At 72.3% G+C, this 21,577-nt stretch carries 22 protein-coding genes, 1 pseudogene and 1 riboswitch; of the genes and pseudogenes, 11 read left to right on the top strand and 12 right to left on the bottom strand.

What is annotated here, in order from left to right:
• On the bottom strand, positions 1-426 hold the full coding sequence (locus tag ACWEOZ_RS31070; protein ID WP_451914214.1) for an Hsp20/alpha crystallin family protein: 426 nt from the start codon (positions 424-426) through the stop codon (positions 1-3).
• 111 nt (positions 427-537) lie between these two features.
• Positions 538-1,547 (bottom strand): annotated as a pseudogene (locus ACWEOZ_RS31065) (methyl-accepting chemotaxis protein); the annotation flags it as partial.
• A 720-nt stretch (positions 1,548-2,267) separates the two neighbouring features.
• Between ACWEOZ_RS31065 and thrS the strand changes: the two are divergent.
• Positions 2,268-3,491 carry a threonine--tRNA ligase gene (gene thrS / locus ACWEOZ_RS31060; protein ID WP_451914213.1) on the top strand — a complete coding sequence of 408 codons (1,224 nt, stop codon included), beginning with the start codon at positions 2,268-2,270 and terminating at the stop codon, positions 3,489-3,491.
• A 25-nt stretch (positions 3,492-3,516) separates the two neighbouring features.
• On the opposite strand, the gene ACWEOZ_RS31055 is transcribed toward thrS, so the two are convergent.
• Positions 3,517-4,098, bottom strand: a complete 582-nt coding sequence (locus ACWEOZ_RS31055; RefSeq protein WP_451914212.1) for a GNAT family N-acetyltransferase — start codon at positions 4,096-4,098, stop codon at positions 3,517-3,519.
• A 532-nt stretch (positions 4,099-4,630) separates the two neighbouring features.
• Here ACWEOZ_RS31055 and ACWEOZ_RS31050 point away from each other — a divergent pair.
• Entirely contained in the window at positions 4,631-5,422 is a 792-nt protein-coding gene (locus ACWEOZ_RS31050) for a hypothetical protein (RefSeq protein WP_451914211.1), read from the top strand.
• 131 nt (positions 5,423-5,553) lie between these two features.
• Here ACWEOZ_RS31050 and rox read toward each other — a convergent pair whose 3' ends face one another.
• Complete coding sequence (gene rox / locus ACWEOZ_RS31045; protein ID WP_451914210.1) at positions 5,554-6,984, bottom strand: rifampin monooxygenase; 1,431 nt, start codon at positions 6,982-6,984, stop codon at positions 5,554-5,556.
• Between the two features lie 258 nt (positions 6,985-7,242).
• Between rox and ACWEOZ_RS31040 the strand changes: the two genes are divergently transcribed.
• Complete coding sequence (locus ACWEOZ_RS31040; protein ID WP_451914209.1) at positions 7,243-8,802, top strand: FAD-dependent monooxygenase; 1,560 nt, start codon at positions 7,243-7,245, stop codon at positions 8,800-8,802.
• Here ACWEOZ_RS31040 and ACWEOZ_RS31035 read toward each other — a convergent pair.
• Positions 8,738-9,220, bottom strand: a complete 483-nt coding sequence (locus ACWEOZ_RS31035) for a hypothetical protein (RefSeq protein ID WP_451914208.1) — start codon at positions 9,218-9,220, stop codon at positions 8,738-8,740. The genes ACWEOZ_RS31040 and ACWEOZ_RS31035 overlap by 65 nt on opposite strands.
• Positions 9,221-9,334: 114 nt before the next feature.
• Between ACWEOZ_RS31035 and ACWEOZ_RS31030 the strand changes: the two genes are divergently transcribed.
• From ACWEOZ_RS31030 to ACWEOZ_RS31010, 5 genes are all read left to right on the top strand, one after another.
• On the top strand, positions 9,335-9,832 hold the full coding sequence (locus ACWEOZ_RS31030) for a pyridoxamine 5'-phosphate oxidase family protein (RefSeq protein WP_451914207.1): 498 nt from the start codon (positions 9,335-9,337) through the stop codon (positions 9,830-9,832).
• Between the two features lie 37 nt (positions 9,833-9,869).
• Complete coding sequence (locus tag ACWEOZ_RS31025) at positions 9,870-10,277, top strand: YciI family protein (protein ID WP_360552073.1); 408 nt, start codon at positions 9,870-9,872, stop codon at positions 10,275-10,277.
• Between the two features lie 3 nt (positions 10,278-10,280).
• Positions 10,281-11,435: an RNA polymerase sigma factor gene (locus tag ACWEOZ_RS31020; protein WP_451914206.1), complete on the top strand. Its 1,155-nt coding sequence runs from the start codon at positions 10,281-10,283 to the stop codon at positions 11,433-11,435.
• A 28-nt stretch (positions 11,436-11,463) separates the two neighbouring features.
• Positions 11,464-11,982: a hypothetical protein gene (locus ACWEOZ_RS31015; RefSeq protein WP_451914205.1), complete on the top strand. Its 519-nt coding sequence runs from the start codon at positions 11,464-11,466 to the stop codon at positions 11,980-11,982.
• A gap of 127 nt (positions 11,983-12,109) precedes the next feature.
• A complete protein-coding gene (locus tag ACWEOZ_RS31010) occupies positions 12,110-12,943 on the top strand; it encodes a hypothetical protein (RefSeq protein WP_451914204.1) in 834 nt (277 codons plus the stop codon).
• On the opposite strand, the gene ACWEOZ_RS31005 is transcribed toward ACWEOZ_RS31010, so the two are convergent.
• The gene (locus ACWEOZ_RS31005; protein ID WP_451914203.1) at positions 12,885-13,784 is read right to left on the bottom strand and encodes a LysR family transcriptional regulator; all 900 of its coding nucleotides are present in this window, start codon (positions 13,782-13,784) and stop codon (positions 12,885-12,887) included. The two genes, ACWEOZ_RS31010 and ACWEOZ_RS31005, sit on opposite strands and share 59 nt — an antisense overlap.
• A 71-nt stretch (positions 13,785-13,855) precedes the next feature.
• Between ACWEOZ_RS31005 and ACWEOZ_RS31000 the strand changes: the two genes are divergently transcribed.
• Positions 13,856-14,710: a dihydrodipicolinate synthase family protein gene (locus tag ACWEOZ_RS31000; RefSeq protein ID WP_451914202.1), complete on the top strand. Its 855-nt coding sequence runs from the start codon at positions 13,856-13,858 to the stop codon at positions 14,708-14,710.
• On the opposite strand, the gene ACWEOZ_RS30995 is transcribed toward ACWEOZ_RS31000, so the two are convergent.
• The 6 genes from ACWEOZ_RS30995 to mycP form a co-directional block, all read right to left on the bottom strand.
• The gene (locus ACWEOZ_RS30995; RefSeq protein WP_451914201.1) at positions 14,707-15,843 is read right to left on the bottom strand and encodes a serine hydrolase domain-containing protein; all 1,137 of its coding nucleotides are present in this window, start codon (positions 15,841-15,843) and stop codon (positions 14,707-14,709) included. The genes ACWEOZ_RS31000 and ACWEOZ_RS30995 overlap by 4 nt on opposite strands.
• A 53-nt stretch (positions 15,844-15,896) precedes the next feature.
• Positions 15,897-16,514, bottom strand: a complete 618-nt coding sequence (locus ACWEOZ_RS30990) for a DJ-1/PfpI family protein (RefSeq protein ID WP_451914200.1) — start codon at positions 16,512-16,514, stop codon at positions 15,897-15,899.
• A 3-nt stretch (positions 16,515-16,517) separates the two neighbouring features.
• Positions 16,518-17,468 carry a GlxA family transcriptional regulator gene (locus ACWEOZ_RS30985; protein WP_451914199.1) on the bottom strand — a complete coding sequence of 317 codons (951 nt, stop codon included), beginning with the start codon at positions 17,466-17,468 and terminating at the stop codon, positions 16,518-16,520.
• A 72-nt stretch (positions 17,469-17,540) separates the two neighbouring features.
• A complete protein-coding gene (locus tag ACWEOZ_RS30980; RefSeq protein ID WP_451914198.1) occupies positions 17,541-18,071 on the bottom strand; it encodes a DUF6817 domain-containing protein in 531 nt (176 codons plus the stop codon).
• Complete coding sequence (locus ACWEOZ_RS30975) at positions 18,068-18,955, bottom strand: Vgb family protein (RefSeq protein ID WP_451914197.1); 888 nt, start codon at positions 18,953-18,955, stop codon at positions 18,068-18,070. The genes ACWEOZ_RS30980 and ACWEOZ_RS30975 overlap by 4 nt, the downstream gene beginning before the upstream one ends.
• Positions 18,956-18,974: 19 nt before the next feature.
• Positions 18,975-20,189, bottom strand: coding sequence for a type VII secretion-associated serine protease mycosin (gene mycP, locus ACWEOZ_RS30970; protein WP_451914196.1), 1,215 nt, complete (start codon positions 20,187-20,189; stop codon positions 18,975-18,977).
• A gap of 142 nt (positions 20,190-20,331) precedes the next feature.
• Positions 20,332-20,404: riboswitch (cobalamin riboswitch) on the top strand.
• Between the two features lie 61 nt (positions 20,405-20,465).
• On the opposite strand from mycP, the gene ACWEOZ_RS30965 reads away from it, so the two are divergent.
• Positions 20,466-20,672, top strand: coding sequence for a CbtB domain-containing protein (locus ACWEOZ_RS30965; RefSeq protein WP_360552049.1), 207 nt, complete (start codon positions 20,466-20,468; stop codon positions 20,670-20,672).
• Positions 20,663-21,448: a CbtA family protein gene (locus tag ACWEOZ_RS30960; RefSeq protein WP_451914195.1), complete on the top strand. Its 786-nt coding sequence runs from the start codon at positions 20,663-20,665 to the stop codon at positions 21,446-21,448. The genes ACWEOZ_RS30965 and ACWEOZ_RS30960 overlap by 10 nt, the downstream gene beginning before the upstream one ends.
• Positions 21,449-21,577 lie beyond the last annotated feature (129 nt).

The following is a 21,577-nucleotide window of genomic DNA, read 5'->3' as shown; positions in this document are numbered from 1 at the left end:
TCAGCCCTTGATCTGCCGCGGCGTCCCCGTGCCGGCGGCGACGCTGATCCGGCGTGGCTTCGCGCTGTCCGAGACGGGGATCCGCAGGTGCAGCACCCCGCTGTCGTACTCGGCCTCGAGCTTGTCGGTGTCCAGCGTGTCGCCGAGGAACAACTGACGGGTGAAGACCCCCATCGGGCGTTCGGCGATGACGCTCTCCACGCCGTCGCGGCGGGCGCGCTGGCGCTGCGCGCGGACGGAGAGAACGTTGCGCTCGACGGTCAGGTCGATGGACTCGGGGTCGACGCCCGGAAGATCGAAGTAGACGTGGAACCAGTCGCCGTCGCGTTCGGCGTCGACGTGCATGACCGCCGGGCGCGCCGCGGTGCCGGCGAGCTGCTCGAACATGCGGTCGATGTCGCGGAACGGATCCGTGCGCATGAGCATGGTCATCTCCTCCTTGGTGCTCCCTCACCAGGCTTCTTGAGTCCCGCAGACTCAACTTCTTCTGAAATACAACGACTGTCGGTGTGCTGTCAAGCACTCAGCGCAATCCGTTCAGTAGCGGAACGTTCCCACCAGCGCTGTGAGGTCGGCCGACATCCGGGCCAGCTCGTCGGTGGCCTGGCGGGCCTGCGTGACGCCTTGACTGGTGAGCCGGGCGGCTTCGGCGACGCCGGTGATGTTCTGGGCGATCTCGCCGCTGCCGGTGGCGGCCTCGGCCACACTGCGGTTCATCTCCGCGGTCGTGGCCGTCTGCTCCTCCACAGCCGAGGCGATGGTCGTCTGGAAATCACTGATCCGTGAGATCACCGCACTGATCTCCTCGATCGCCAGCACCGCACCACTGGTGTCCGTCTGGATGGCCTGCACCCGCCGCGAGATGTCCTCGGTCGCCCGGGCCGTCTCCTGAGCCAGATCCTTGACCTCCGAGGCCACCACCGCGAAGCCCTTACCCATCTCACCCGCGCGGGCCGCCTCGATGGTCGCGTTCAAGGCCAGCAGGTTGGTCTGCTCGGCGATCGAGGTGATCACCTTGATCACGTTGCCGATCTCGGCCGAGGACTCCCCGAGGTCGAAACGCTGGACAGCTCCTCCGACGCGGCGGCCAGCGACGAGGCCGAGCCGTCGATGGTCGTGACGGTCCGGCGCAGCTGGGCCATCGCCGTGTCGAGCGCGCGGGCCATCCGCCCCGGCTCGTCCCGGCTGGTCAGGCCGCTGGTGCCGGTGGGATCCCCGGCCGCGAGGGCGTCACAGACCGCCTGGACCCGGCGCAGCGACCGGACGATGCCGCGCGCCACGGCGAAACCCGTCACCAGCGCCAGCACCGCGCCGAAGATCAGCACCAGGACGGACTCGGTACGGCTGATGTCGTACAGCGCTTTCGCGGCGTCCGCGGACCGGGCCGCGTCGGCGTCCTCGGTCTGCTTCAGCGTGTCGACAATGTCGGTGAGCTCGGTCAGCACGGGCCGGGCCTCGCTGTCACGGGTCCGCTCCCACGCCACGAGATCCTTGTCCCGCCCGGCGCCGAGCAGCTTGTCGTGCACGATCCCCACATAGGTCCGCCACCGCGACTCCATGGTCTCGATGTGGGTGGGATGCCCGGCCGGGCCACTGGACCGGTACCGGGCCAGGCCCGCCTGCACCTCCTGCAGCCCGGCATGGACGGCGTCGGTGTAGCGGGCGGTGTCCTTTCGGTCCGCCGAGACGGCCTGGTTCGCCACGTCCAGACGGACCTGCGTCATCGCGGCGTCGACCGCCCCCCACGGCCTCGATGCTGGTGACATTGCCGTGGTAGATGTGCTGCGCTGTGGCACTGACCGAACTCAGCGCCCGCAGCCCGATGAGACCGATCCCCACCGCGACCAGCACCCCGATCGCGACCGCGCCAGAATCTTGAGATTGACGCTCAGATCGGCGAACGACCGCCGCCGCGCCGGACCGTCGACTGCCGCACTCGTGCTCAAGGCCGCATCCCCTCGCCGCGCTCCGGGCGGGACACGGTCCGTCACCGGCCGCCCCGCCCCACAGTCGGCCCCCGCCGCCCGTACCAGTCCTGTTGGCAGCCGCGCCCACGATGTGAGTGGCCCCAAAACGCTTTGCCGGGGGCGTCGCTGCGCCCGTACCGTGATCGCATGAACCTCAGGTCCGCCACGACGACGCCGGGATGTCCCGGCGGAGCACCGCGCTGATCTGATCTGCAACGACGTGGCCCCGGGCGATCCGCCCGGGGCCACGTCTGTTGTCCCTGGGCCGGTCGCCGGGCCCGCACACCCAGGGAGAAACCGATGCACGTGGACCACCGCAAACTCGGCCGTGAACTCGACATCTTCGACTCCGACCCGCTGATCGGCGCGGGCCTGCCGTTCTGGCTGCCGGCCGGCGCCGCCGCCCGCCACGAGGTCGAGAGCTACCTGTACGACCTCGAACGGCGCGCCGGATACCAGCACGTCTACTCGCCCGTGCTGGGCAAACGCGCGATGTACGAGCTGTCCGGGCACTGGCGCAACTTCGCCGACGACATGTTCCCGCCCATGCACCTGGGCGACGAACTGGTCCTGCGGCCCAGCCTGTGCCCGCACCACGCCCTGATCTTCAAGGCGCGGGCCCGCTCCTACCGCGACCTGCCGCTGCGCCTCGCCGAGATCGGCGGCATGTACCGCGCCGAACGCTCCGGGGTGCTCGGAGGCCTCACCCGCGTCCGGGCGATCTCGCTCAACGACGCGCACACCTTCTGCCCGGTGTCCCAGGTCGGCCAGGAAGTGGCGGCCGTGCTGGACCTGATCCGCCAGGCCCACGCGGCGCTGGGCCTGAAGGTGTCGTCGTACCAGCTGTCGCTACGCGGCCCCGGCGGCAAGTACGCCGGCGCCGACGACGACTGGGACCAGACCGAACGGCTGCTGCGCGAGGCCCTGGACGCCGCCGAGGTGCCGTACGAGGCGGTCGAGGGCGAAGCCGCGTTCTACGGCCCGAAGATCGACATCCAGATCGCCGACCCGGCCGGCCGCGCATCGACCCTGTCGACCATCCAGATCGACTTCCACCAGCCGGCCCGCTTCGACCTGTCCTACACCGATCAGAACGGCGCGAAGGCCCGCCCGGTGATGGTGCACCGCAGCCTGGTCGGATCGATGGAACGGCTGTTCGCGGCGCTGCTGGAGCTCCACGCCGGGGTGTTCCCGGTCTGGTACTCGCCGGTGCAGCTCAGCGTGGTGCCGATCGGGGCGGAGCAGGACAAGGCGGCCGACGACTTCGCCCGGGAGGCGATCGAGGCGGGACTGCGGGCGCAGGTCGACCGGGAAGGGACCATGGGGGCGCGGATCCGGGACGCCGCGCGGCGGAAGATCCCGTACGTGGCGGTGATCGGTCCACGGGAGCAGGCCGAGGGGCTGGTGGCGCTGCGGCTGCGCGACGGCCGGCAGGTGCCGGCGATGGCCCGGGCCGAGGCTGTGGGGTTGGTGCGGGCGGTGTCGGTGGAACGGTCGCACGAGCTGCTGCCGGCCGAGGGCTGAGGGCCGGTGTCAGGTCAGCAGCGGGTCAAGGACCGGTCGTGTCGGCCCGCTGCTGCCCTGTCCGCCATTCCCGGGCCAGGACGGCGAAGACGAGCTGGTCCGCCCACTCGCCCCGGAACTGGTAACTCTCCACGTGGTGGGCCTCCTGGCGCATGCCGAGCCGGGTCATCAGGCGGGCGGACGCTTCGTTGCGGCTGTGGCAGCGGGCGTAGACGCGGCGTAGGCCGAGCCACTCGAAACCCCAGTCCAGCAGGGCCGCGGCAGCTTCGGTGGCCAGCCCGCGACCGGCGTGGTCGGGATGGAAGACGTAGCCGAGCTCGGCAGTCCGGTCCTGCTCACTGCGCCAGACCAGCTCCACGGTCCCGACGACGCCGGCCTCGGTCGTGGCGGCCAGTGTGAGGCAGTCGCCCTCGGCCCGGAGCGCGTCCTCGCCGACCATGGCCAGCACCGAGGCCCGGGACTGCTCGCGGGTACGCGGCACGCCCTCGGCCATCCACTGGACGACGTCGGATCGGCCCTGCCAGGCATGGACGTCGTCGAGATCGCCCACCGTGATGGGCCGCAGAGTGAGGCGCGGCGTCCGCATCGGATAGATCGGCTGAAACATCAGCCGATCGTAATGGCGTTCGACCGGCGTGCGACCGGACACGAATCCCACCGCTGGTGCCGAGCCGCCCCGGGTGCGCCCCGTGGATCAGGGCGGCGGTGCGGCCGTCGGAGTTCCGGTCCGCCTCGGGGGTGCGCCGGGCGCTCACTGTCGGGAGTCGGCCGGCCCGGCTCCTCCGTCATTCCTCCACGCGCCCGACGCCGCTCATTCGCTGGACGATCAAGGCAGGACACCGACGCAGTTTAGTGACTTCGCAGCCCGCTGCGGTTACACCATAACTGTCATTATGGTGTGTCGACGTTTTGTCCGCTTGCAGCATGCGTCTTGGATTATCGGATTACCAGTAATTGCAATCCAGTAATCCTGGCCAACTCTGCGTGGCCACGGGTGAGCGCGGACAGCCGCAGGGCTTTAGGTTCGAGGAGAGGTGGCTTACAGCCAGTCTGGCCTTAAGGCTGACCGGCGTCGGCCAAGTCAGAACGCCGGGGATCCGCGCTCCCGTCGGCGGGAACGCCTGCATGAGAATGGCGGCATGACCGACCACGACCAGAGCGCTACCGCGCTCGGCGCCGAGCAGCCGCATGTCGACGAAGCGAGCACCGTCACGTTGTGGCGGTCTGTCGGACAGGACGAGCTTGACGCGGTTGCTTCGTCAGGATGGCGTGCTTGGCCGCTGCGGCTACCGGACCAGCCGATCTTTTCTGCCGTACGTGAGCGGCAGCTCGCTGTGAGGATCTGTCGCGAACGGACCGTGCCTGCTGAGGGCGTGGGATACGTGGTCCAGTTCGATGTCCCCCGGCGATCTCTCCATCGGTTCGAGGCGGTCCACGGCACTGGTCGCGACGAGTTCGGGTATCGGATCCCGGCGAACGAGGTTGCCGAGCTCAACGCCACCATCATCGGCGTGATCCGAGAGGAAGCCGACTACCGAGGCCCAGTCGATGATGCAGAGTTCGTTGAAGCCGAGCAAGCCCTGGGCCGGCCACTGCCGCGAGCCTGGCGAAGCTACCTGCAAGGCGAGTCCTGGTTCCGGCGAGGATGGCTGACAGGCGAAACCTACGTCTCGCTCAACATGCCACGCGAGATGCTCCGCCTCCATGAGGCTGGGGAGGAGGCCACCGACGCACACCCTGGTATCGCGATCATCGGCGGTGACGCTTCCCGTGAGCAGCTGGTGCTGGACCTGCGGAAGGATCCCGCACCGGTGCTGCTGCTCGACATCACCAGTGCGGGGTGGGAGACCGGAATACGACAAGCCGGCGATGTCAGCCAACTCATCGATCGCATCGAGAGCGGCGAGTTCGTGTTCAGCTTCGATGAGTGAAGCCACCCGGCAGACCACGGCATGCGGAGATCTGACGCAGGAGTCAGGGCCCGGCACGCCGACGATCCTTGGCGGATCGTCGGCGTCTTCCGTGGAACGGTCGTGGTCAGCGACGGCCTCTCGGAGCGAGATCAGATGGTGGGTTCGCCGAACCAGCGAGCAAGGTGGACGTCCAGCTCCCGTTGCTCGTTCCCGATCCAGGCGACATAGCCGTCGGGCCGCAGCAACAACGCCGGAACCTCCACCGCCGCGGTCGGATCCGCGAGGTGGTCGACCCGGTCCGACCACCCGCCGACGCTCAGCCGTTCGGTGCGGTCCAGCAGCAACCCCCGGCCGTGGTGGAGCAGGTCGTAGAGCCGCCCCTGCTTCACCTCGACGTCGCGCAGGCGGCGGCCGACCAGATCCGGCCCCGGCCCGAAGTCGTACCGGATACCGATCGCCGTGATCTTCTCGATCAGATAGCGGTTCACCTCGTCGAAGTCCATCAGCTCGCTGAGCAGCCTGCGCACCGCCTGCGCCCCCGGCTCCGGCGACGACAGTTCCATCTGGGCGCGGGTGTTGTCCAGCACGTCGGCCGCCACCGGGTGACGTTCGGTCTGGTACGTGTCCAGCAGCGTCTCCGGCGCCCAGCCGCGGATCCGGCCGGCCAGCTTCCAGCCGAGGTTGACCGCGTCCTGCACACCCAGGTTGAGGCCCTGCCCGCCCGCCGGCGGATGGATGTGCGCCGCGTCGCCGGCCAGCAGCACCCGGCCCACCCGGTAACGCTCGGCCAGCCGGGTCGCGTCGCCGAACCGGGACAGCCAGCGCGGGGAGTGCACGCCGAAGTCGGTACCGGCGACCGTGCGCAGCTCCTGCCGGAAATCGTCGATCGTCGGCGGCTCCGCACGGTCGCTGACTCCCGCGGCGGGCACCACGACGCGGTAGACACCGTCACCGAAGGGCTGCACGGTGAACGACATGTGGGTCTCGCGGACCGCGGTCACCGTGGCGGCGATCTCCTCCGGCGCGACCCTCACTTCCATCTCGCCCATCAGGGTTTCGGTGCGGGACGGCTCGCCGGGGAACGCGACGCCGAGCAGCTTGCGCACGGTGCTGCGGGCGCCGTCGCAGCCGACGAGGTAGCGCGTGCGCAGGCGTTCACCGCCGGCCAGTTCGACGGTCACCCCGTCGTCGTCCTGCTGGAGGCCGGTCACCGTGCGGCCGTGGCGGATCTCGGCGCCCAGGGCGGTCGCGTGATTTTCCAGCAGGTCCACGATGACCGGCTGTGGAATGCCCAGCAGGTAGGCGTGAGCGGAATCCAGGCCCGGCGGCACGGGCTTGGCGATGGCGGCGAAGAACCCGGCGGCCGGACGCTGGCGGGCGCGTTCGCGGATGCCGTCCAGCAGACCGCGCATCGCCATCAGCTCGATGGTGCGGATGTGCAGGCCGACGATGCGGACGAACGACACGGGCTCGGTGTCCTGCTCCAGGACGAGGACCCGTACGTCGTGCAGCCGTAGCTCGGCGGCCAGCGTCGCGCCGGCCGGACCGCAGCCGGCGATGATCACGTCGAAGGTGTGCATGGGGTGACTGCCTTTCGGGAGTGCCTTGGTGGCGAGGCGCTCCCGGCGACACCTACGTCAGTCGCCCGGCCGTGACGGGAGGGGGAGCACCCACAGCGATCCAGCGTTCATGGGTCTCACCTCCTCGGGCGGTGTCACGATCGCCTGCAAGCTACAAGTCGCACTCGTCGGCGTCCACCCCATTATCTCACGAGCGCCGTTTCCGACGACCACGGGTGGCGGCATTTGTCCAGGTCAGCCGTCGCTATGGTGCCCGGCATGTCTGCTGCTGAGGTGATCATCGTGGGTGGTGGCCCGGTCGGGCTGCTGCTGGCCGGCGAGCTGCTGCTCGCCGGCGTGCGCCCGGTCGTGCTGGAGCAGTTGCCCGAGCCCAGCACGGCGTACAAGGCCAATGCTGTGATCGGTCAGGCCGTGCGCTTCCTGGACCACCGGGGGTTTCTCGAAGAGCGGCCGCGGGCCGCTCCGGCTTTCCTGTTCGGCGCGCTGCCGGTGAAACTGTCCGGGCTGGCCGACAATCCCCTGTACGGCCTGCAGATCCGCCAGGCGCAGCTGGAGGCGTTGCTGGAGCAGCGGGCCCGGGAGCTGGGCGTGGATCTGCGGCGTGGGCACCGGCTACTGGAGCTGCGCCAGGACGACGACGGTGTCTCCGTACAGGTGCAGGGCCCGGACGGCGCCTACGAGATGCGTACCGGATATCTGGTCGGATGCGACGGCGCGCGCAGCGGCGTCCGCAAGCAGCTCGGGGTCTTGTTCGCCGGCCACACCGATCCGGGCGTCGTTTCGCGGGCCGCCCACGTGAGCGTGCCGGCGTTGTGGGTCAGCGCCGAAGCCGCCGCCGTCATCCTGCCCGGCGGCGACCGGATCGGCCTGTACGCCTGGCACCGCACCGAACGCGGCGCCTACGTGGTGGTGCCGCACGGGCCCGGTGTCCTGATGGTGTCGGTGATCGAGTGGGACGGTCCCGCGCCGGCCGACGACGACCCTGTCACCCTCGACGAGGTACGCGACAGCCTGCACCGGGTCCTCGGGCAGGACCTGCCGCTGTCCGCACCGACCACGCCGGGCCCGCACCTGCTGCGCCGCGGCTACGTCGCCAACACCCGGATCGCGACTTCGTACCGTCAGGGCCGGGTGTTCCTCGCCGGTGACGCCGCCCACGTGCATCCCTCGGTGGGCGCGCCCGGACTCAACCTCGGTCTGCAGGACGCGGCCAACCTCGGCTGGAAGCTCGCCGCGCAGGTGCACGGCTGGGCGCCGCCCGGGCTGCTCGACAGCTACCAGGCCGAGCGCCGGCCGGCCGCCGAGCGGGTCACCATGCAGACCCAGGCTCAGCTGGCCCTGATGTCGCCCGGTCCCGCGGTCACCGCGTTGCGCCAGGTTGTCGGCGAGCTGCTCGACCTTCCCGGTGTCACCGGGCATGTCGCCGGGCTGCTGGCCGGCTCGGACGTCGCGTACCGGATGCATGCCGGCACCGCCCATGCGGTGACCGGGCGGTTCGCGCCGGAGCTGGAGCTGCGGGTCGGCAGCCGGGACACCCGCCTGGCCGAGCTCATGCGGGCGGGCCGGCCGCTGCTGGCCGACCTCACCGGCTCCGGGCACCTGACCGACCTGATCGCAGGGTGGCGTGACCGCGTCGACGTGGTCAGCGCCCAGGCGCGGACAGCACCGGCCGAGGCTCTGCTGATCCGTCCGGACGGCTACGTCGCGTGGGCCCTCGGCCCGGACGGCACCGACGGGCTGCTCGACGCGCTGGTCACCTGGTTCGGCGCTCCTGATCCGCGGACAGCAGGCGCGTCAGCCGGTCCAAGCCACTTCTGATCAGCTGCCCGTACCCGTCGTCGCCGAGCGCGCCGATCCCCGCCTGCGCCTGCCGCAGGTGGTCCCGGGCCGGGCCGAGGTCGCCGAGCCTGCGGTAGCACTCGGCCAGGTTGAGGTGCAGCGACGGATACAGGCCGGCCGCCGTCAGCGGCACCCCGGCCTCGGCGACCCGGGCATCGGTGAGCTGATCGGCCGCGGCCAGCGCACGCCGGTCCCAGATCAGCTCCTGCCGGACGTCGTCCTGCACGTCGGCCAGGGCGTGCGCGAGGACGCAGACGTGCAGCGGGTCGCCGCCCTCGCCGCCGATCTCGTCCCAGACCCGGGCGAACACCTCACGGGCGGCGTCCGGCCGGCCCTGCTGATGGTGCAGCTCCACGCCCTGAGCGATGCGGGCGAGAGTGGGGTCGGCGCCGGTCACCAGGAAAATTTTGAACTCGGTGGGCCGCCCGTGTCGAGAACCTCCGGGCGGCTGCGTCCCAGGGGACACCAGCGGCCACCACCGGCCGCCGGGGACGACGAAAGAGGGACGACCGTGCACCAGGATGAGATCACCGAGGTTCTGCACCGGCCGCTCAGCCAGGAGATGCTGGCCCGGGACCTGACCCGGCTGGCGTACGTCGCCAAGGACGGCACCCCGCGCAACGTGCCGATCGCGTTCACCTGGAACGGCTCGCAGATCGTCATGTGCACCACCAAGAACGCCCCGAAGCTGCCCGCCCTGCGGGCCAACCCGATGGTCGCGCTGACCATCGACACCGAGGTGCACCCGCCCAAGATCCTGCTCCTGCGCGGGCGGGCCGAGCTCGACGTCGTCGACGGCATCCCGCAGGAGTACCTGCAGATGAACGGCACCTACACGATGACCGCCGAGCAGCGGGTGCAGTGGGAGGCGGAGGTGCGCTCGCTGTACGACGGCATGGTCCGGATCGTGGTGACGCCGACCTGGGCCAAGCTCATCGACTTCGAGACGACGTTGCCCAGCGCCGTCGAGGAGCTGGTGCGGCAACGTGAGGAACGGCAGCGGGCCTGACCACAATGAGCCGTACCCGCATCGACAGGAGACCGTGATGGCCAAGTACCTGCTGCTCAAGCACTACCGGGGCGCGCCGGCACCGCCCAACGACGTACCGATGGACCAGTGGACCCCGGAGGAGGTGTCCGCCCACCTGCAGTACATGCGGGACTTCGCCGCCCGGCTCGAGAGCACCGGCGAGTTCGTCAGCGAACAGGCGCTCTCCCCACAGGGCACGTTCGTGCGTTCCGACGGCGAGGGACGCCCGCCGATCACCGACGGACCGTTCGCCGAGACCAAGGACCTGATCGCCGGCTGGATGATGATCGACGTGGACAGCTACGAGCGGGCGCTGGAGCTGGCCGCCGAGCTGTCCGCGGCGCCGGGGGCCGGCGGGGAACCGATCCACGAGTGGCTCGAGCTGCGCCCGGCCTACACCGAGCCCGAGACCATCACGGAGTGAGAAGTGGACGAGGTCCTGCTGCGCAGCCTGACCCCCGCGGTGATCGGCGTTCTCGTCCGGCGCGGCGCCGACTTCGCGGCGGCCGAGGACGCCGTGCAGGACGCCCTGCTGGAAGCCGTACGCGGGTGGCCCGGTGACCCGCCCCGCGACCCCAAGGGCTGGCTGGTCACCGTGGCCTGGCGCAAGTTCCTCGACGCGACCCGCGCCGAGGCGTCCCGCCGGCACCGGGAGGTACGCGTCGAGGCTGAGCCGCCGCCCGGCCCGGGTGAGGTGGTCGACGACACGCTCCAGCTGTACTTCCTGTGCGCGCACCCGTCGCTGACCCCGGCCTCGGCGGTCGCGCTGACGTTGCGGGCGGTCGGCGGGCTGAGCACCCGCCAGATCGCCCAGGCCTACCTCGTGCCGGAGGCGACCATGGCCCAGCGGATCAGCCGGGCCAAGCGGACCGTCGCCGGGGTGCGGTTCCACCAGCCCGGCGACCTCGCCACCGTGCTGCGGGTGCTCTACCTGGTCTTCAACGAGGGCTACTCCGGTGACGTGGACCTGGCCGGCGAGGCGATCCGGCTCACCCGCGAGCTGGCCGCCCGGACCCTGGACGAGGAGGTCGCGGGGCTTCTCGCGCTCATGCTGCTGCACCATGCCCGGCGCGAGGCGCGCACCGGTCCCGGCGGCCGGCTCGTGCCGCTCGCCGAGCAGGACCGCAGCCGGTGGAACACCCGCCTGATCGCCGAGGGCGTCGACGTGCTCCAGGCCGCGCTGGCCCGAGACCGGCTGGGCGAGTTCCAGGCCCAGGCGGCGATCGCCGCGCTGCACGCCGACGCCCGGACGGCCGCGGAGACCGACTGGGTGCAGATCGTCGAGTGGTACGACGAGCTGGTGCGCCTCACCGACAGTCCGGTGGCCCGCCTGAACCGGGCGGTGGCGGTCGGTGAGGCCGACGGTCCGCGCGCCGGTCTCGCCGCCCTGGCGGAGCTGGACCCCGGGCTGCCACGCCACACGGCCGTCGCGGCGTACCTGCACGAGCGGGACGGTGACCGGGTGACCGCGGCGCGGCTCTACACCGCGGCGGCCCAGGGCGCGGCCAGCCTCGCCGAACGCGAGCACCTCACCCGGCAGGCGGCCCGGCTCAACGCCCTGCTGCGTAGGATCTCCCCATGATCAGACGAATCGAGTGCACCGGTACCCGGTGAACGCCGTCGAGGCCCGGGTGGACCGGGTACTGGGCGCCGGCCCCTTCTGCGAGACCGGCCGACCACGCGTCACTGTGACCTCGCCCGACGCATCGCTCATCGCGATCGGCGGGGCGCTTGCCCGGCCGCAATGGCGCGCCCGCGACGTCTCCGGTCGATCCCAACCGAATCCGGGTTGGCACCCGACGGGGGTCTACCGCTCCGACGACCTCACCTGCCTGTTCCATCTGACGACGCGATGGCCGGTCAACGCGCTCGCCTTCCATCCCACCCTGCCGTTGCTGGCCGTCGGCACCGGCGCGTACGACGGCGGATGGTCCTACGAAGGCGAACTGCTCCTGCTGGATCTGTCCACCGGTGCGACCGTGTCGCTGCTGGCCGATCCACGGGAGGTTCGGCAGCTCACGTGGCAGGATCGGGAAACTCTCGGGCTGGTGCTGGCTGTTCCGTGCGACGAGGACGAGGAACGGTTCGGCACCACATCGCTGGCCTGCCGCATCCGCCGTGACGACTGAAACCGGGCCACCACAGGCATGCTGCGCATGCCGTACGGCGAAGAGCCGTGCCCGGACGAATCTCGAACGGATCCCGCTCTGGCGTTGACCCAGACCCCACCCGTCTTCCACGCCGGCCGGTGGACGAGTGAGCCGAGCGTTGTGCTGGAGGTGGACCTCGACGACGGCACCGTCCGAGGAACCCACCAGGGCCGACTCCCCCGCGATCGTGACGTCCCGGGCCGACGGCCGATGGGCGCTGCGCAACACCGAGCACACCGCCACGACGATGACCGGCCAGGTCACGCTCATCGACCCGGACGGTGCGCCACCGCGCGCGGTCGACCTGGGTCGTTACGACCTGTTCAACCACTACTTCGACATCCGGTACGCACCCGACCTGCTCTTCCTCCAAGGCATGGGCAGCAGACCCGGGCGCGACAAGTGGGTGGTCGCCGTCGACGCACCCGACGGGCGAGTACGGCGGCTCTTCCCGCTCGAGTGGGACACCTCGCGCGGCGGGCATCTGTTCGGCGGGTGTGGTGCCTACCTCAACGACCGCGCCGGCCCGGCGCTGGTCCACAGTGGCACCGTGCACAACGGCGCCGGACCGTTGACCGGGAACGTTTTCGTGGCCCGCCGCACGTACCCGACGGGCGAGCGGCAATGGGTCTTCACCGCCGACCATCAGGCCACGGCACTCGACGTGGACGGCGACTTCGTCTACGTCACGTTCAACTCGGGGGAACTGGTCATCATGCGTGCCACGGACGGCGCCGTTCAGATGCGGCAACAGCTACGGGTGAACGGTCGTCGCGTCGTTCCGCTCTCACTGGCGCGGGCAGGAGCAGACCGGCTGGTGATCGGCACCCTGGACGGTCTGCTGCTCGACTGTTCGATCGCCGCCTCGCCTCGGGCCGAGGTCAGCTTCCCGGCGACGCCGGGTCGCGGAACCGGCTGCTCGCGGCCCGGAGCTCGGTGATGAAGGCGGCCACTGCCGGGTGGGTCGCGGCGCCGCGACGGTACGCGACCCGGGTACGCCGGCGCGTCTGCAACGGCACGAGCCAGACGCCGGTGGGTGGCTTCGCCGTGGCCAGCTCGGGCACCAGCGACACGCCCTGGCCGGCGGCGACCAGGGCGAGCACCGTGGTGAAGTCGTCGGCCTGGTGCCGGGCCCGGGGCGTGAAGCCCGCTGCCCGGCACACGTGCAGTGTCACGTCGTGGCACAGCGTCCCGGGGCTGGCCACGATCCAGTCCGCGTCGCGCTGGTCGCGCAGCGACCCCGAGCCGGTCGACGGCAACGCCAGGTAGACCGTCTCGTCCAGCAGCGGCACGGCGTCGAGCATCGGGTCCGGCTTGACCGGGACGACGTCGTAGTCGTGCAGCAGGCCCACGTCGAGGCGGTGCTCGCGCAGCGCGTCCGGGACGGCCGCCGGGTCCAGCTCGGTGACCATGAGCTCCAGCCCAGGGTGGCGTTCGGCCAGGGCGACCAGGGTGGACGGCAGCAGGGTGCGCACCGCCGTGGGGAACGCGCCGATGCGCAGCGGCCCGGACAGGCCGGTGGCCAGCGCGGCGATCGCCGTGGTGGTCTGCTCCAGCGCGGCCAGCACGCACTCGCCGTGCTGGACCAGCACCCGGCCGGCCGGGGTCAGGGCGACGCGCCGGCCGGTGCGTTCCAGCAGGGGCAGCCCGACCTCGCGTTCCAGGGCGGACAGCTGCTGGGAGACCGCGGACGGCGTGTACATGTGCGCCTGCGCGACAGCGTTGATCGTGTCGAGGCGGGCGAGGTCGCAGAGCAGGCGCAGGCGCCGGACATCCAGCATCAGCTGAGCTTACGGTTCTGCGCAGAAATGTGAACTGGACCTTATGGCAGTTGGTGCCAGAGGCTGGGCCCATGACTTTCTCCGGTGTGTACGTCCCCCTGATCACCCCGTTCGACGCCGACGGGTCGGTGGCCCTGGACGCGCTGGAAGCCCTGGCCGGCGAGGTGCTGGCCGACGGCGCCGCCGGGCTGGTGGCGCTGGGCACGACCGGGGAGCCGGCGTCGCTGAGCGCGGACGAGCAGCGGGCCGTGCTGGAGGTGGTCACGCGGGTGTGCCGCGACCGCAACGCCACGCTGGTGGTGGGGGCGAACTCGGTCGAGGCGGTGCGGGAGCTGCGGGAACGGCCGGGGATCCAGGCGGCGTTGAGCCTGGTGCCGCCGTTTCTGCGCCCCGGGGAGGACGGTGTTGTCGCGTACTTCGAGGCGCTGGCCGCGGCCAGCCCGGTGCCGGTGCTGGTCTACCACGTGCCGTACCGGACCGGGCAGGCGTTGTCGGCGGCGGCCCTGCGGCGCCTGGCCGCGATCCCGGGTGTGGCCGGGATGAAGCTGGCGGCGGGTGGCATCGACGCGGCGACCGTGGAGCTGCTGGCCGATCCGCCCGCCGGGTTCTCGGTGCTCGGTGGTGACGACGCGTTCGTCTCGCCGCTGCTGGCCCTGGGTGCGGCCGGCGGGATCCTGGCCTCGGCCCACGTGGCCACCGACCGCTTCGCCGAGCTGGTGCGGGCGTGGGCGGCCGGGGACGTCGTCCGGGCCCGGGCGGTGGGTCATGCGCTGGCCGGGCTCGCGCTGGCGTTGTTCGCCGAGCCGAACCCGACGGTGATCAAGGGGGTGCTGCACGCGCAGGGCCGGATCCCGACCGCCGCGGTACGGCTGCCGCTGATGCCGGCCGCCGCCCACAGTGTCGAGACGGCGCTCAAGCAGCTCTAGTCGAGGGCGTCCCGGACCGCGGCGATCAGGCGGGTGGCCCGGGCGTCGCCGTAGCCGACCATGCGGTTGGTGACGTAGGCGAAGCCGACGCCGTACTCGTCGTCGCCGAAGGCGAACTGTCCGCCCGCGCCGTCGTTGCCGAAGCTGCGTGCACCCGGCAGGGCCCGGAAGGACGAGTCGAGCAGGAAGCCCGAGCCCCACCGCTGTCCCGCGTCCATCCCGGACCAGCTCGCGCCGGCGGACTGCTCACGGACCAGGTCCGTCACCGTCTGCGCGGTGAGCAGCCGCTCGGTGCGGCCGACACCGGTCACGGCGGCGGCGAACAGCGCGGCCAGGCCGGTCGCCGACGACACGGCGCCCGCGCCGGGGATCTCGGCGGTGAGCAGGTCGGGATCGTTCCAGCCGTGCGGCTCGTCCAGGCCGGGGAAGACGAACGCGCCGTTCATCGTGACCATCCGCATGATCAGCGTCTCGGGGCCGGGCATCGGCGGCCGGCCCGGCGCCTCGGTGAGCCGGGCCAGATCGCCGAGCTCCTCGGCGGGTACGCCGATCCAGGTCCGCAGGCCGAGCCGGTCGGCGATCGCCGTGCGGAACCAGGCCCCCGGGCTGAGCCCGGTGATCCGCCGGATCAGCTCACCGAGCAGGAACCCGAAGACATGGGCGTGATACTCGTACGCCGTGCCGGGCTCCCACAGCGGCGTCTGCTCCTCGATGGTCCGCACGACCGGTGTCCACGCGGTGACCTCCTCGAACGACAGGGTCCGGTCGAGCACCGGCAGCCCGGCCCGGTGCCCGAGCACCATCCGCGCGGTGATGCCGCCCTTGCCGTGCGCGGCGAACGCCGGCCAGTACCGGCTCACCGGCGCGTCGAGGTCGAGCTCGCCGCGCTGGGCGAGCAGGTGCGTGCAGATGCTCACCACGGCCTTCGCGCACGAGAACACCGGCACGGCGGTGTCGCTGGTCCACGGCCGGCCGGTGCGTTCGTCGGCGACGCCACCGTACAGCTCGACCACCATGCGGCCGCCGGCGTACACCGTGACGGCCGCGCCGAGCTCCGGGAAGTCGCCGAAGTTGCGGGTGAAGACGTCGGCCACCGCGCCGAAACGCTCGTCGGCCTCTCCCTTGATGTCCACAGCGGGACACGGTAGGCGGCCCGCCGCGCCGCTTCCACCGATTTGCGGCGACCTCAGCGGATCAGGGCCAGGGCGCGTTCGGCCAGGCCGGGCGGCGCGGACCGGGGTGACCCGGCGGTGAACGGCGGGTCCGGGTCGTACTCGACGGCCAGCTGGACAGCCTGCGCGGTCTCGTCGTCGCGCAGGCGCGCCAGCAGCGTCAGCGCCATGTCGATCCCGGCGGAGACGCCCGCCGCGGTGATCACCGGGCCGTCGGTCACGACGCGCTGCTCGACCGGCTGGGCCCCGAACGCGGCGAGCCCGTCGCGCCAGCCCCAGTGGCTGGTGGCCCGGCGCCCGTCCAGCAACCCGGCCGCGGCCAGCACGAACGAGCCGCTGCAGACCGAGGTCATCCACTGGGGGCGGGCCGCCAGCAGCCAAGCGCGCAGCGCGGGATCGTGCATCGCCTCGGCCGTGCCGGGACCGCCGGGCACCACGACGACCTCCGGGTGCGGCAGGTCGGCGTAGCCGGCGGTCGCGGTCAGGGTCAGGCTGCCGAGGTCGTCGGTCACCGGGCCGGGCGCCGCGGCCACGAACGTCACGCTGACCTGCGGGGCGAAGCCGAGCACCGTGTACGGGCCGACGGCGTCCAGGGCGGTGAACCGGGGATAGAGCGGGATGGCGACGTGCATGCCTCAGGCCTCTCTGTGCTGGAAGCGGCGGCGGTAGTCGGCCGGTGAGATCCGCCAGCGGCGCCGGAACGTGCGGTACAGGGTCTCGGGCAGGCCCAGGCCGCAGTCGCGGGCGACCCGGGCCAGCGGCGCGTCGGTGGACTCGAGCAGGCGGCGGGCCGCCTCGGCCCGGCTGTGCTCGACGTAACGGCCGGGCGGCATGCCGACCTGGCGGGTGAAGACGCGGGAGAAGTGCCGTTCGCTCATCGCCGCGCGCCGGGCCAGAGCCGGCACGCTCAGGTCCGCGGCCGGGTTCGCGTCGATGTAGGCGCGCAGCTCACGCAGGGGTTCACTGCGCGGGACGCCGGTGCGCATCGGCGTGCTGAACTGGCTCTGCCCGCCGGGGCGGTGCAGGTAGACGACCAGGCCGCGGGCGACGTCGGCGGCCAGGGTGGTGCCGTGGTCGTCGGCCACCAGGGCCAGCGCCAGGTCGATGCCGGCGGTGACCCCGGCGGAGGTCCAGACCGTGCCGTCGCGCACGTAGATCGGGTCCGCGTCGACCTCGACCCGCGGGTAGGCGGCGGCGAGGTCCTCAGCGACCAGCCAGTGCGTGGTCGCGCGGCGACCGTCGAGCAGCCCGGCCTCGGCCAGCAACAGGGCCCCGTTGCAGACCGACGCGACCCGCCGGGCACGGCCGGCGAGCCGGGCGATCGGCGCGGCCAGGTGCAGGTGCTGCGACGCGGACAGTCCGCCGGCGATCAGCAGGGTGTCGATGTCGGTGAGGTCGTCGAAGGCCATCGCGGTGGTGGTGATGCCGTTGTGCGCCCGGACCGGGCCGGCCTCGGCGGCCACCACGTCGAGGTGGTAGCCGCCGCGGGCGATCAGGGCCGCGGTGGCGAACACGTCGGCCGGGCCGGCCAGATCGAGCAGCTGGAATCCGTCGTAGACGACGACGGCGATGCGGCGGTCCCCCATGGCGTCGATGATCGCGGGGCCCGCGGGGTGGCGTCCACGCCACGACCATGACGATTTCGGCCATCCGGCTGGTCAGCCCAGAATGCGGCGGGCCTCCGCGAGCACGGCGGGCGAGGCCAGCGGCGCCCAGGACGCGAACAGCTCACGGAAGTAGGCGCCGTGGCGGGCGACGAACGCCGGGTCCTGCTCGGCCACGTCGAGCTCGTTGACGATGCTCAGGTCGGTGAACGGGCCGGTCTGCTCCGGGGCCAGCTCGTGAGCGGCGCCGGTGAAGCGGTCCCACACCTGCCGGGTGCCGGGCAGGGCCCGCCAGGTGCGGGAACGGTCGCACGCGCCGTACAGGTAGATCAGTGCCTCGGCGCGCTTACCGACCAGCTCGCGCAGGACCGGGCGGTCGGCGACCGCCAGCAGGGTCCGGTCGAAGCCGTCGGTGCCGTAGGCGGCGTGGGCCAGCCCGGCCAGCTGCACCTGCGGGTCGTGGCCGAGCGCGCCGAGCCGGTCGTGGACCCGGCCGAGGTGGGCGTAGAGGGTGCCGCCGGGGTGCTCGATGCTCGCCGCGCCGCGCTCGCGCAGCCAGGCCCGCACGGACTGCTCGGTGCTCATCGCGCCGGGCCCGCGCCGGTGAGCACGGCGACCTTGCCGGTCTCCAGCGCCACCCACACGGTGCTGTCGGGGCCGAGGGTCAGGCCGTGCGGTTCCGACTTCGGGCTGGGCAGGTCGTGCTCGGTGACGGTGCCGTCGGCGCTGATGTGCCCGACGCGGTTGGCGCCCCATTCGGTGAACCAGCAGCCGTCGCCGTCGGCGACGATCGCGTGCGGGCGGGCTGCCCGGTCGGGCAGCGCGAACTCGGTCACCGTGCCGTCGGTGGTGATCCGGGCGATCTGGCCGGCGCCGATCTCGACGCACCACAGCGCGTCGCCGCCCGCGGTGATGCCGACCGGGTCGGCGGCCGGGGTGGGCAGCTCGTGCACGGTGACCGCGCCGTCGGTGGTGATCCGGCCGACCGCGCCGGCCCGGTTGAGGGTGAACCACAGGGCGTCGTCGGGGCCGGTGGTGATGGCCGAGACGAACGCCTGCGCGACCGGCAGGGCGAACTCGCGCAGGTCGCCGTCCGGGGTGAGGCGCCCGATCCGGTCGGCGTTCATCTCGGTGAACCAGAGCGCGCCGTCGGGGCCGGCGGTGATCCCGTACGGGCCGCAGCCGGGCGTGGGCAGCGGGAACTCGCTGAGCTGCCCGTCGGTGGTGATCCGGCCGATCCGATCGTCCTGGGTGCGGGTGAACCACAGCGCCCCGTCCGGCCCGGCGGTGATCAGACTGGGCCGGCAGTCCGGGGTGCCCAGGTCGAAGGTGTGCAGCTCACCGCCGGTGGTGAGGCGCGCGATCCGTCCGGCGTGCACGAGCGTCAGCCACAGGGCGCCGTCGGGGCCGGTGGTGATGCCGTACGGGCCGGCGTCCCCGTCGGCGACCGTGATCTCCCGGATGTCCATGGCGTTCACCTCTGCTGTCTCAGGGCACTTCCGGGTCCGGTGGGCGCCAGCCGCGGCGCCGGCCCCGGCGCAGGGCGGCGGCGACCACCACGACCAGCAGCACCACGCCCGCGCCGATCCCTGCGACCAGCAGCGACATGTCCTGCGCGTGGTCGCGGCGGGCGGCCAGGGCGAGCGCCGCGGGGTCCTCGGTGTGCATGACCGCCGGGGCCGGCGGCGGCGGGGACTCCGGGCCGAGGGTCTCGGTCAGCGCCCGGTACGGGTTCAGCACGCCGAAGCCGTACAGGTCGCTGCGCCGCCCGCCGGGGGCCGGGTCGGCGGTGGCCACGATGCGCCGGGCCACCTGGGCCGGGGTCAGCGACGGGAACCGCTGCTTGAGCAGTGCGGCGGTGGCCGCCACGAACGGGGTCGCGTAGCTGGTGCCGTCGCCCTGGGTGTGCCCGGAGCGGCGCGCGGCGATGGTCACCCCGACGCCCGGGGCCATCACGTCCACGTAGTCGCCGTGCTGGGAGAAGTCGCCGGCCACACCGTTGGCGCCGATCGCGCCGACGCCGATCACGTCGGGATAGGACGCCGGGTACGGCCGCGGGTTGCCGTCGTCGGGGCGCCCGTCGTTGCCGGCCGCGGCGACCACGACGACGCCGGCGGCGACGGCCCGGGCGACGGCGGCGCGGACCCGGCCGTCGTCGGTGGTCATCACCAGTGACATGTTGATCACGTCGGCCCCGCCCTCGTCGACGGCCCAGTCGATCGCCGTGGCGAACTTGGCCGGGCTGACCGGCCCGCCGGTGCTCTGCTGGGTGTCGGTCTGCTCGCTGACCCGCACGGGCACGATGGTCGCGTCCGGGGCCAGCCCGCGCAGGCCGGCGCCGGTGACCGGCCGCGCGGCGATGAGGCCGGCCACGGCCGTGCCGTGCCCGACGCAGTCCTGGCGCCCGGTCGCGTCGCCGTGCAGGAAGTCCTTGCCCGCGGCGACCCGGCCCCGCAGCTGGGGATGGCCGGCGTCCACGCCGGAGTCGATGACCGCGACGCGCACGCCGGCGCCCGTGGCGAACGGGGCGAGCCGTTCCGGGGCGAACAGCTGGGTCTCGTACGGCTTGGCCGCGCTGACCTTGGCCTGGCCCGGCAGGGTGGGGCAGACGAAGGCCCGGGCCTGGGCGGGCGCGGCCGGCAACAGCACAGCGGCCATCCCGGTCAGCGCACCCAGCGCCGCCGTCACCCTGTGCAACCTCATCGCCACTCCCCCGCACCACGACCGGCTTGGATGTTACCGAGCCGGACCCGGCGGCGGTGACCCGGAGGCTGTGAGCACCGGCTCGATTGACCGGCTCCGGCGCTCGCCGCTAGGTTGTGGGGACCATCTGCGGCGTCGTGAGGGAAACCGGTGGGAATCCGGTGCGGTCGCGCCACTGTGAACGGAGCCCTGCGGGGTTCCGTGAGTCAGGACGCTCACACGTACGCAGGCCTGTTGAACGGGACGCGTCATCCCGGTAGGAGGTCTGACCCAGTCATGTCGAACAACACTCAGTCGGTACGCCCGCTGAACCCGCCCGCTGTCTCACCGCGGGTGCTCTGGACCGCCGTCGGCGCGGTCACCATGCTCCTGCTGCTGGCCTACCTGGTCGCGTTCGACCAGGGCGCGGTCTCGCAGGGCGGCATGTACCTGCACGAGCTCATGCACGACGGCCGGCACCTGCTCGGCGTGCCGTGTCACTGAGCTCGGCCCGCACCACCCCCTCCTACGGCGCCATCCTGCTGCGGGGCCTGCTGGCCGGCATGATCGCGGGTCTGCTGGCGGGCGTGTTCGCGTACGCCACCGGGGAGAGCCGGATCGACGCGGCTATCGCCATCGAGGAAGCCGCGGCCCACGCGGAGACCCCCGGTGCGGCCGACGACGGTCACCACGACGAGGAGCTCGTCTCGCGCACCGGCCAGAAGGGCGGGCTGTTCCTGGCCACGGCCCTGTACGGCGTGGCGATGGGCGGGTTGCTCGCGACGGCGTACACGTTGCTGCGCCGGCGGTTGCGCACCGCCAGCGACACCCGGGCGGCGTTCGGCCTGGCCGGGGCGGCTCTGCTCGGCATCGTGCTGGTGCCGTTCGTGAAGTATCCGGCCAATCCGCCCGCGGTCGGTGATCCCGCGACGATCAACCAGCGCACCATCGGCTGGCTGTCGATCGTGGTGATCGGTGTGGTCGCGGTCTGGGCCGGGGTGCTGGCGTCCCGCTCGTTGCGCGCGGACGCGCCGGAGTGGCTGCGGGCCGCGGCGGCGCTGGGCGCCTTCCTGGTGGTGGTCGCGATCGGGTACGTGCTGCTGCCCACGTTCGACGAGGTGCCCGACACGTTCCCGGCGAGCCTGCTGTGGACGTTCCGGCTGGCCTCGCTCGGCACCCAGGTGACGTTGTGGACGGCGCTGGGGCTGGCGTTCGCGGCGCTGCTGGACAGGCTGGCCAAGCGGGTGCCGGCCGAGAAGTCCGAGGCCGTGGCCGGGTGAGCGGTGTGCGGCTGCTCGCCGCGTCGACCACCCCGGCTCTGCGCCGGGCGGTCTTCGCCGGCGACGACGACGATCTCGACGAGGGCGGCCTGCGGGCCGCCCTCGCCCTGTGCGACCCGGACGGCCCCG

The sequence above is a fragment of the Actinoplanes sp. NPDC004185 genome (assembly GCF_053603475.1).
Note: the sequence above shows the minus strand (reverse complement) of the source record. Positions and strands in the feature narration are given on the sequence as shown.

What these genes read in the sequence shown, in the direction of transcription:
- ACWEOZ_RS31070 (WP_451914214.1), bottom strand. Translation starts at nt 426, where the DNA reads ATGCTCATGCGCACGGATCCGTTCCGCGACATCGACCGCATGTTCGAG.
- thrS (WP_451914213.1), top strand. Translation starts at nt 2,268, where the DNA reads ATGCACGTGGACCACCGCAAACTCGGCCGTGAACTCGACATCTTCGAC.
- ACWEOZ_RS31055 (WP_451914212.1), bottom strand. Translation starts at nt 4,098, where the DNA reads ATGTTTCAGCCGATCTATCCGATGCGGACGCCGCGCCTCACTCTGCGG.
- ACWEOZ_RS31050 (WP_451914211.1), top strand. Translation starts at nt 4,631, where the DNA reads ATGACCGACCACGACCAGAGCGCTACCGCGCTCGGCGCCGAGCAGCCG.
- rox (WP_451914210.1), bottom strand. Translation starts at nt 6,984, where the DNA reads ATGCACACCTTCGACGTGATCATCGCCGGCTGCGGTCCGGCCGGCGCG.
- ACWEOZ_RS31040 (WP_451914209.1), top strand. Translation starts at nt 7,243, where the DNA reads ATGTCTGCTGCTGAGGTGATCATCGTGGGTGGTGGCCCGGTCGGGCTG.
- ACWEOZ_RS31025 (WP_360552073.1), top strand. Translation starts at nt 9,870, where the DNA reads ATGGCCAAGTACCTGCTGCTCAAGCACTACCGGGGCGCGCCGGCACCG.
- ACWEOZ_RS31005 (WP_451914203.1), bottom strand. Translation starts at nt 13,784, where the DNA reads ATGCTGGATGTCCGGCGCCTGCGCCTGCTCTGCGACCTCGCCCGCCTC.
- ACWEOZ_RS31000 (WP_451914202.1), top strand. Translation starts at nt 13,856, where the DNA reads ATGACTTTCTCCGGTGTGTACGTCCCCCTGATCACCCCGTTCGACGCC.
- ACWEOZ_RS30990 (WP_451914200.1), bottom strand. Translation starts at nt 16,514, where the DNA reads ATGCACGTCGCCATCCCGCTCTATCCCCGGTTCACCGCCCTGGACGCC.
- ACWEOZ_RS30985 (WP_451914199.1), bottom strand. Translation starts at nt 17,468, where the DNA reads ATGGGGGACCGCCGCATCGCCGTCGTCGTCTACGACGGATTCCAGCTG.
- ACWEOZ_RS30980 (WP_451914198.1), bottom strand. Translation starts at nt 18,071, where the DNA reads ATGAGCACCGAGCAGTCCGTGCGGGCCTGGCTGCGCGAGCGCGGCGCG.
- ACWEOZ_RS30975 (WP_451914197.1), bottom strand. Translation starts at nt 18,955, where the DNA reads ATGGACATCCGGGAGATCACGGTCGCCGACGGGGACGCCGGCCCGTAC.
- mycP (WP_451914196.1), bottom strand. Translation starts at nt 20,189, where the DNA reads ATGAGGTTGCACAGGGTGACGGCGGCGCTGGGTGCGCTGACCGGGATG.
- ACWEOZ_RS30965 (WP_360552049.1), top strand. Translation starts at nt 20,466, where the DNA reads ATGTCGAACAACACTCAGTCGGTACGCCCGCTGAACCCGCCCGCTGTC.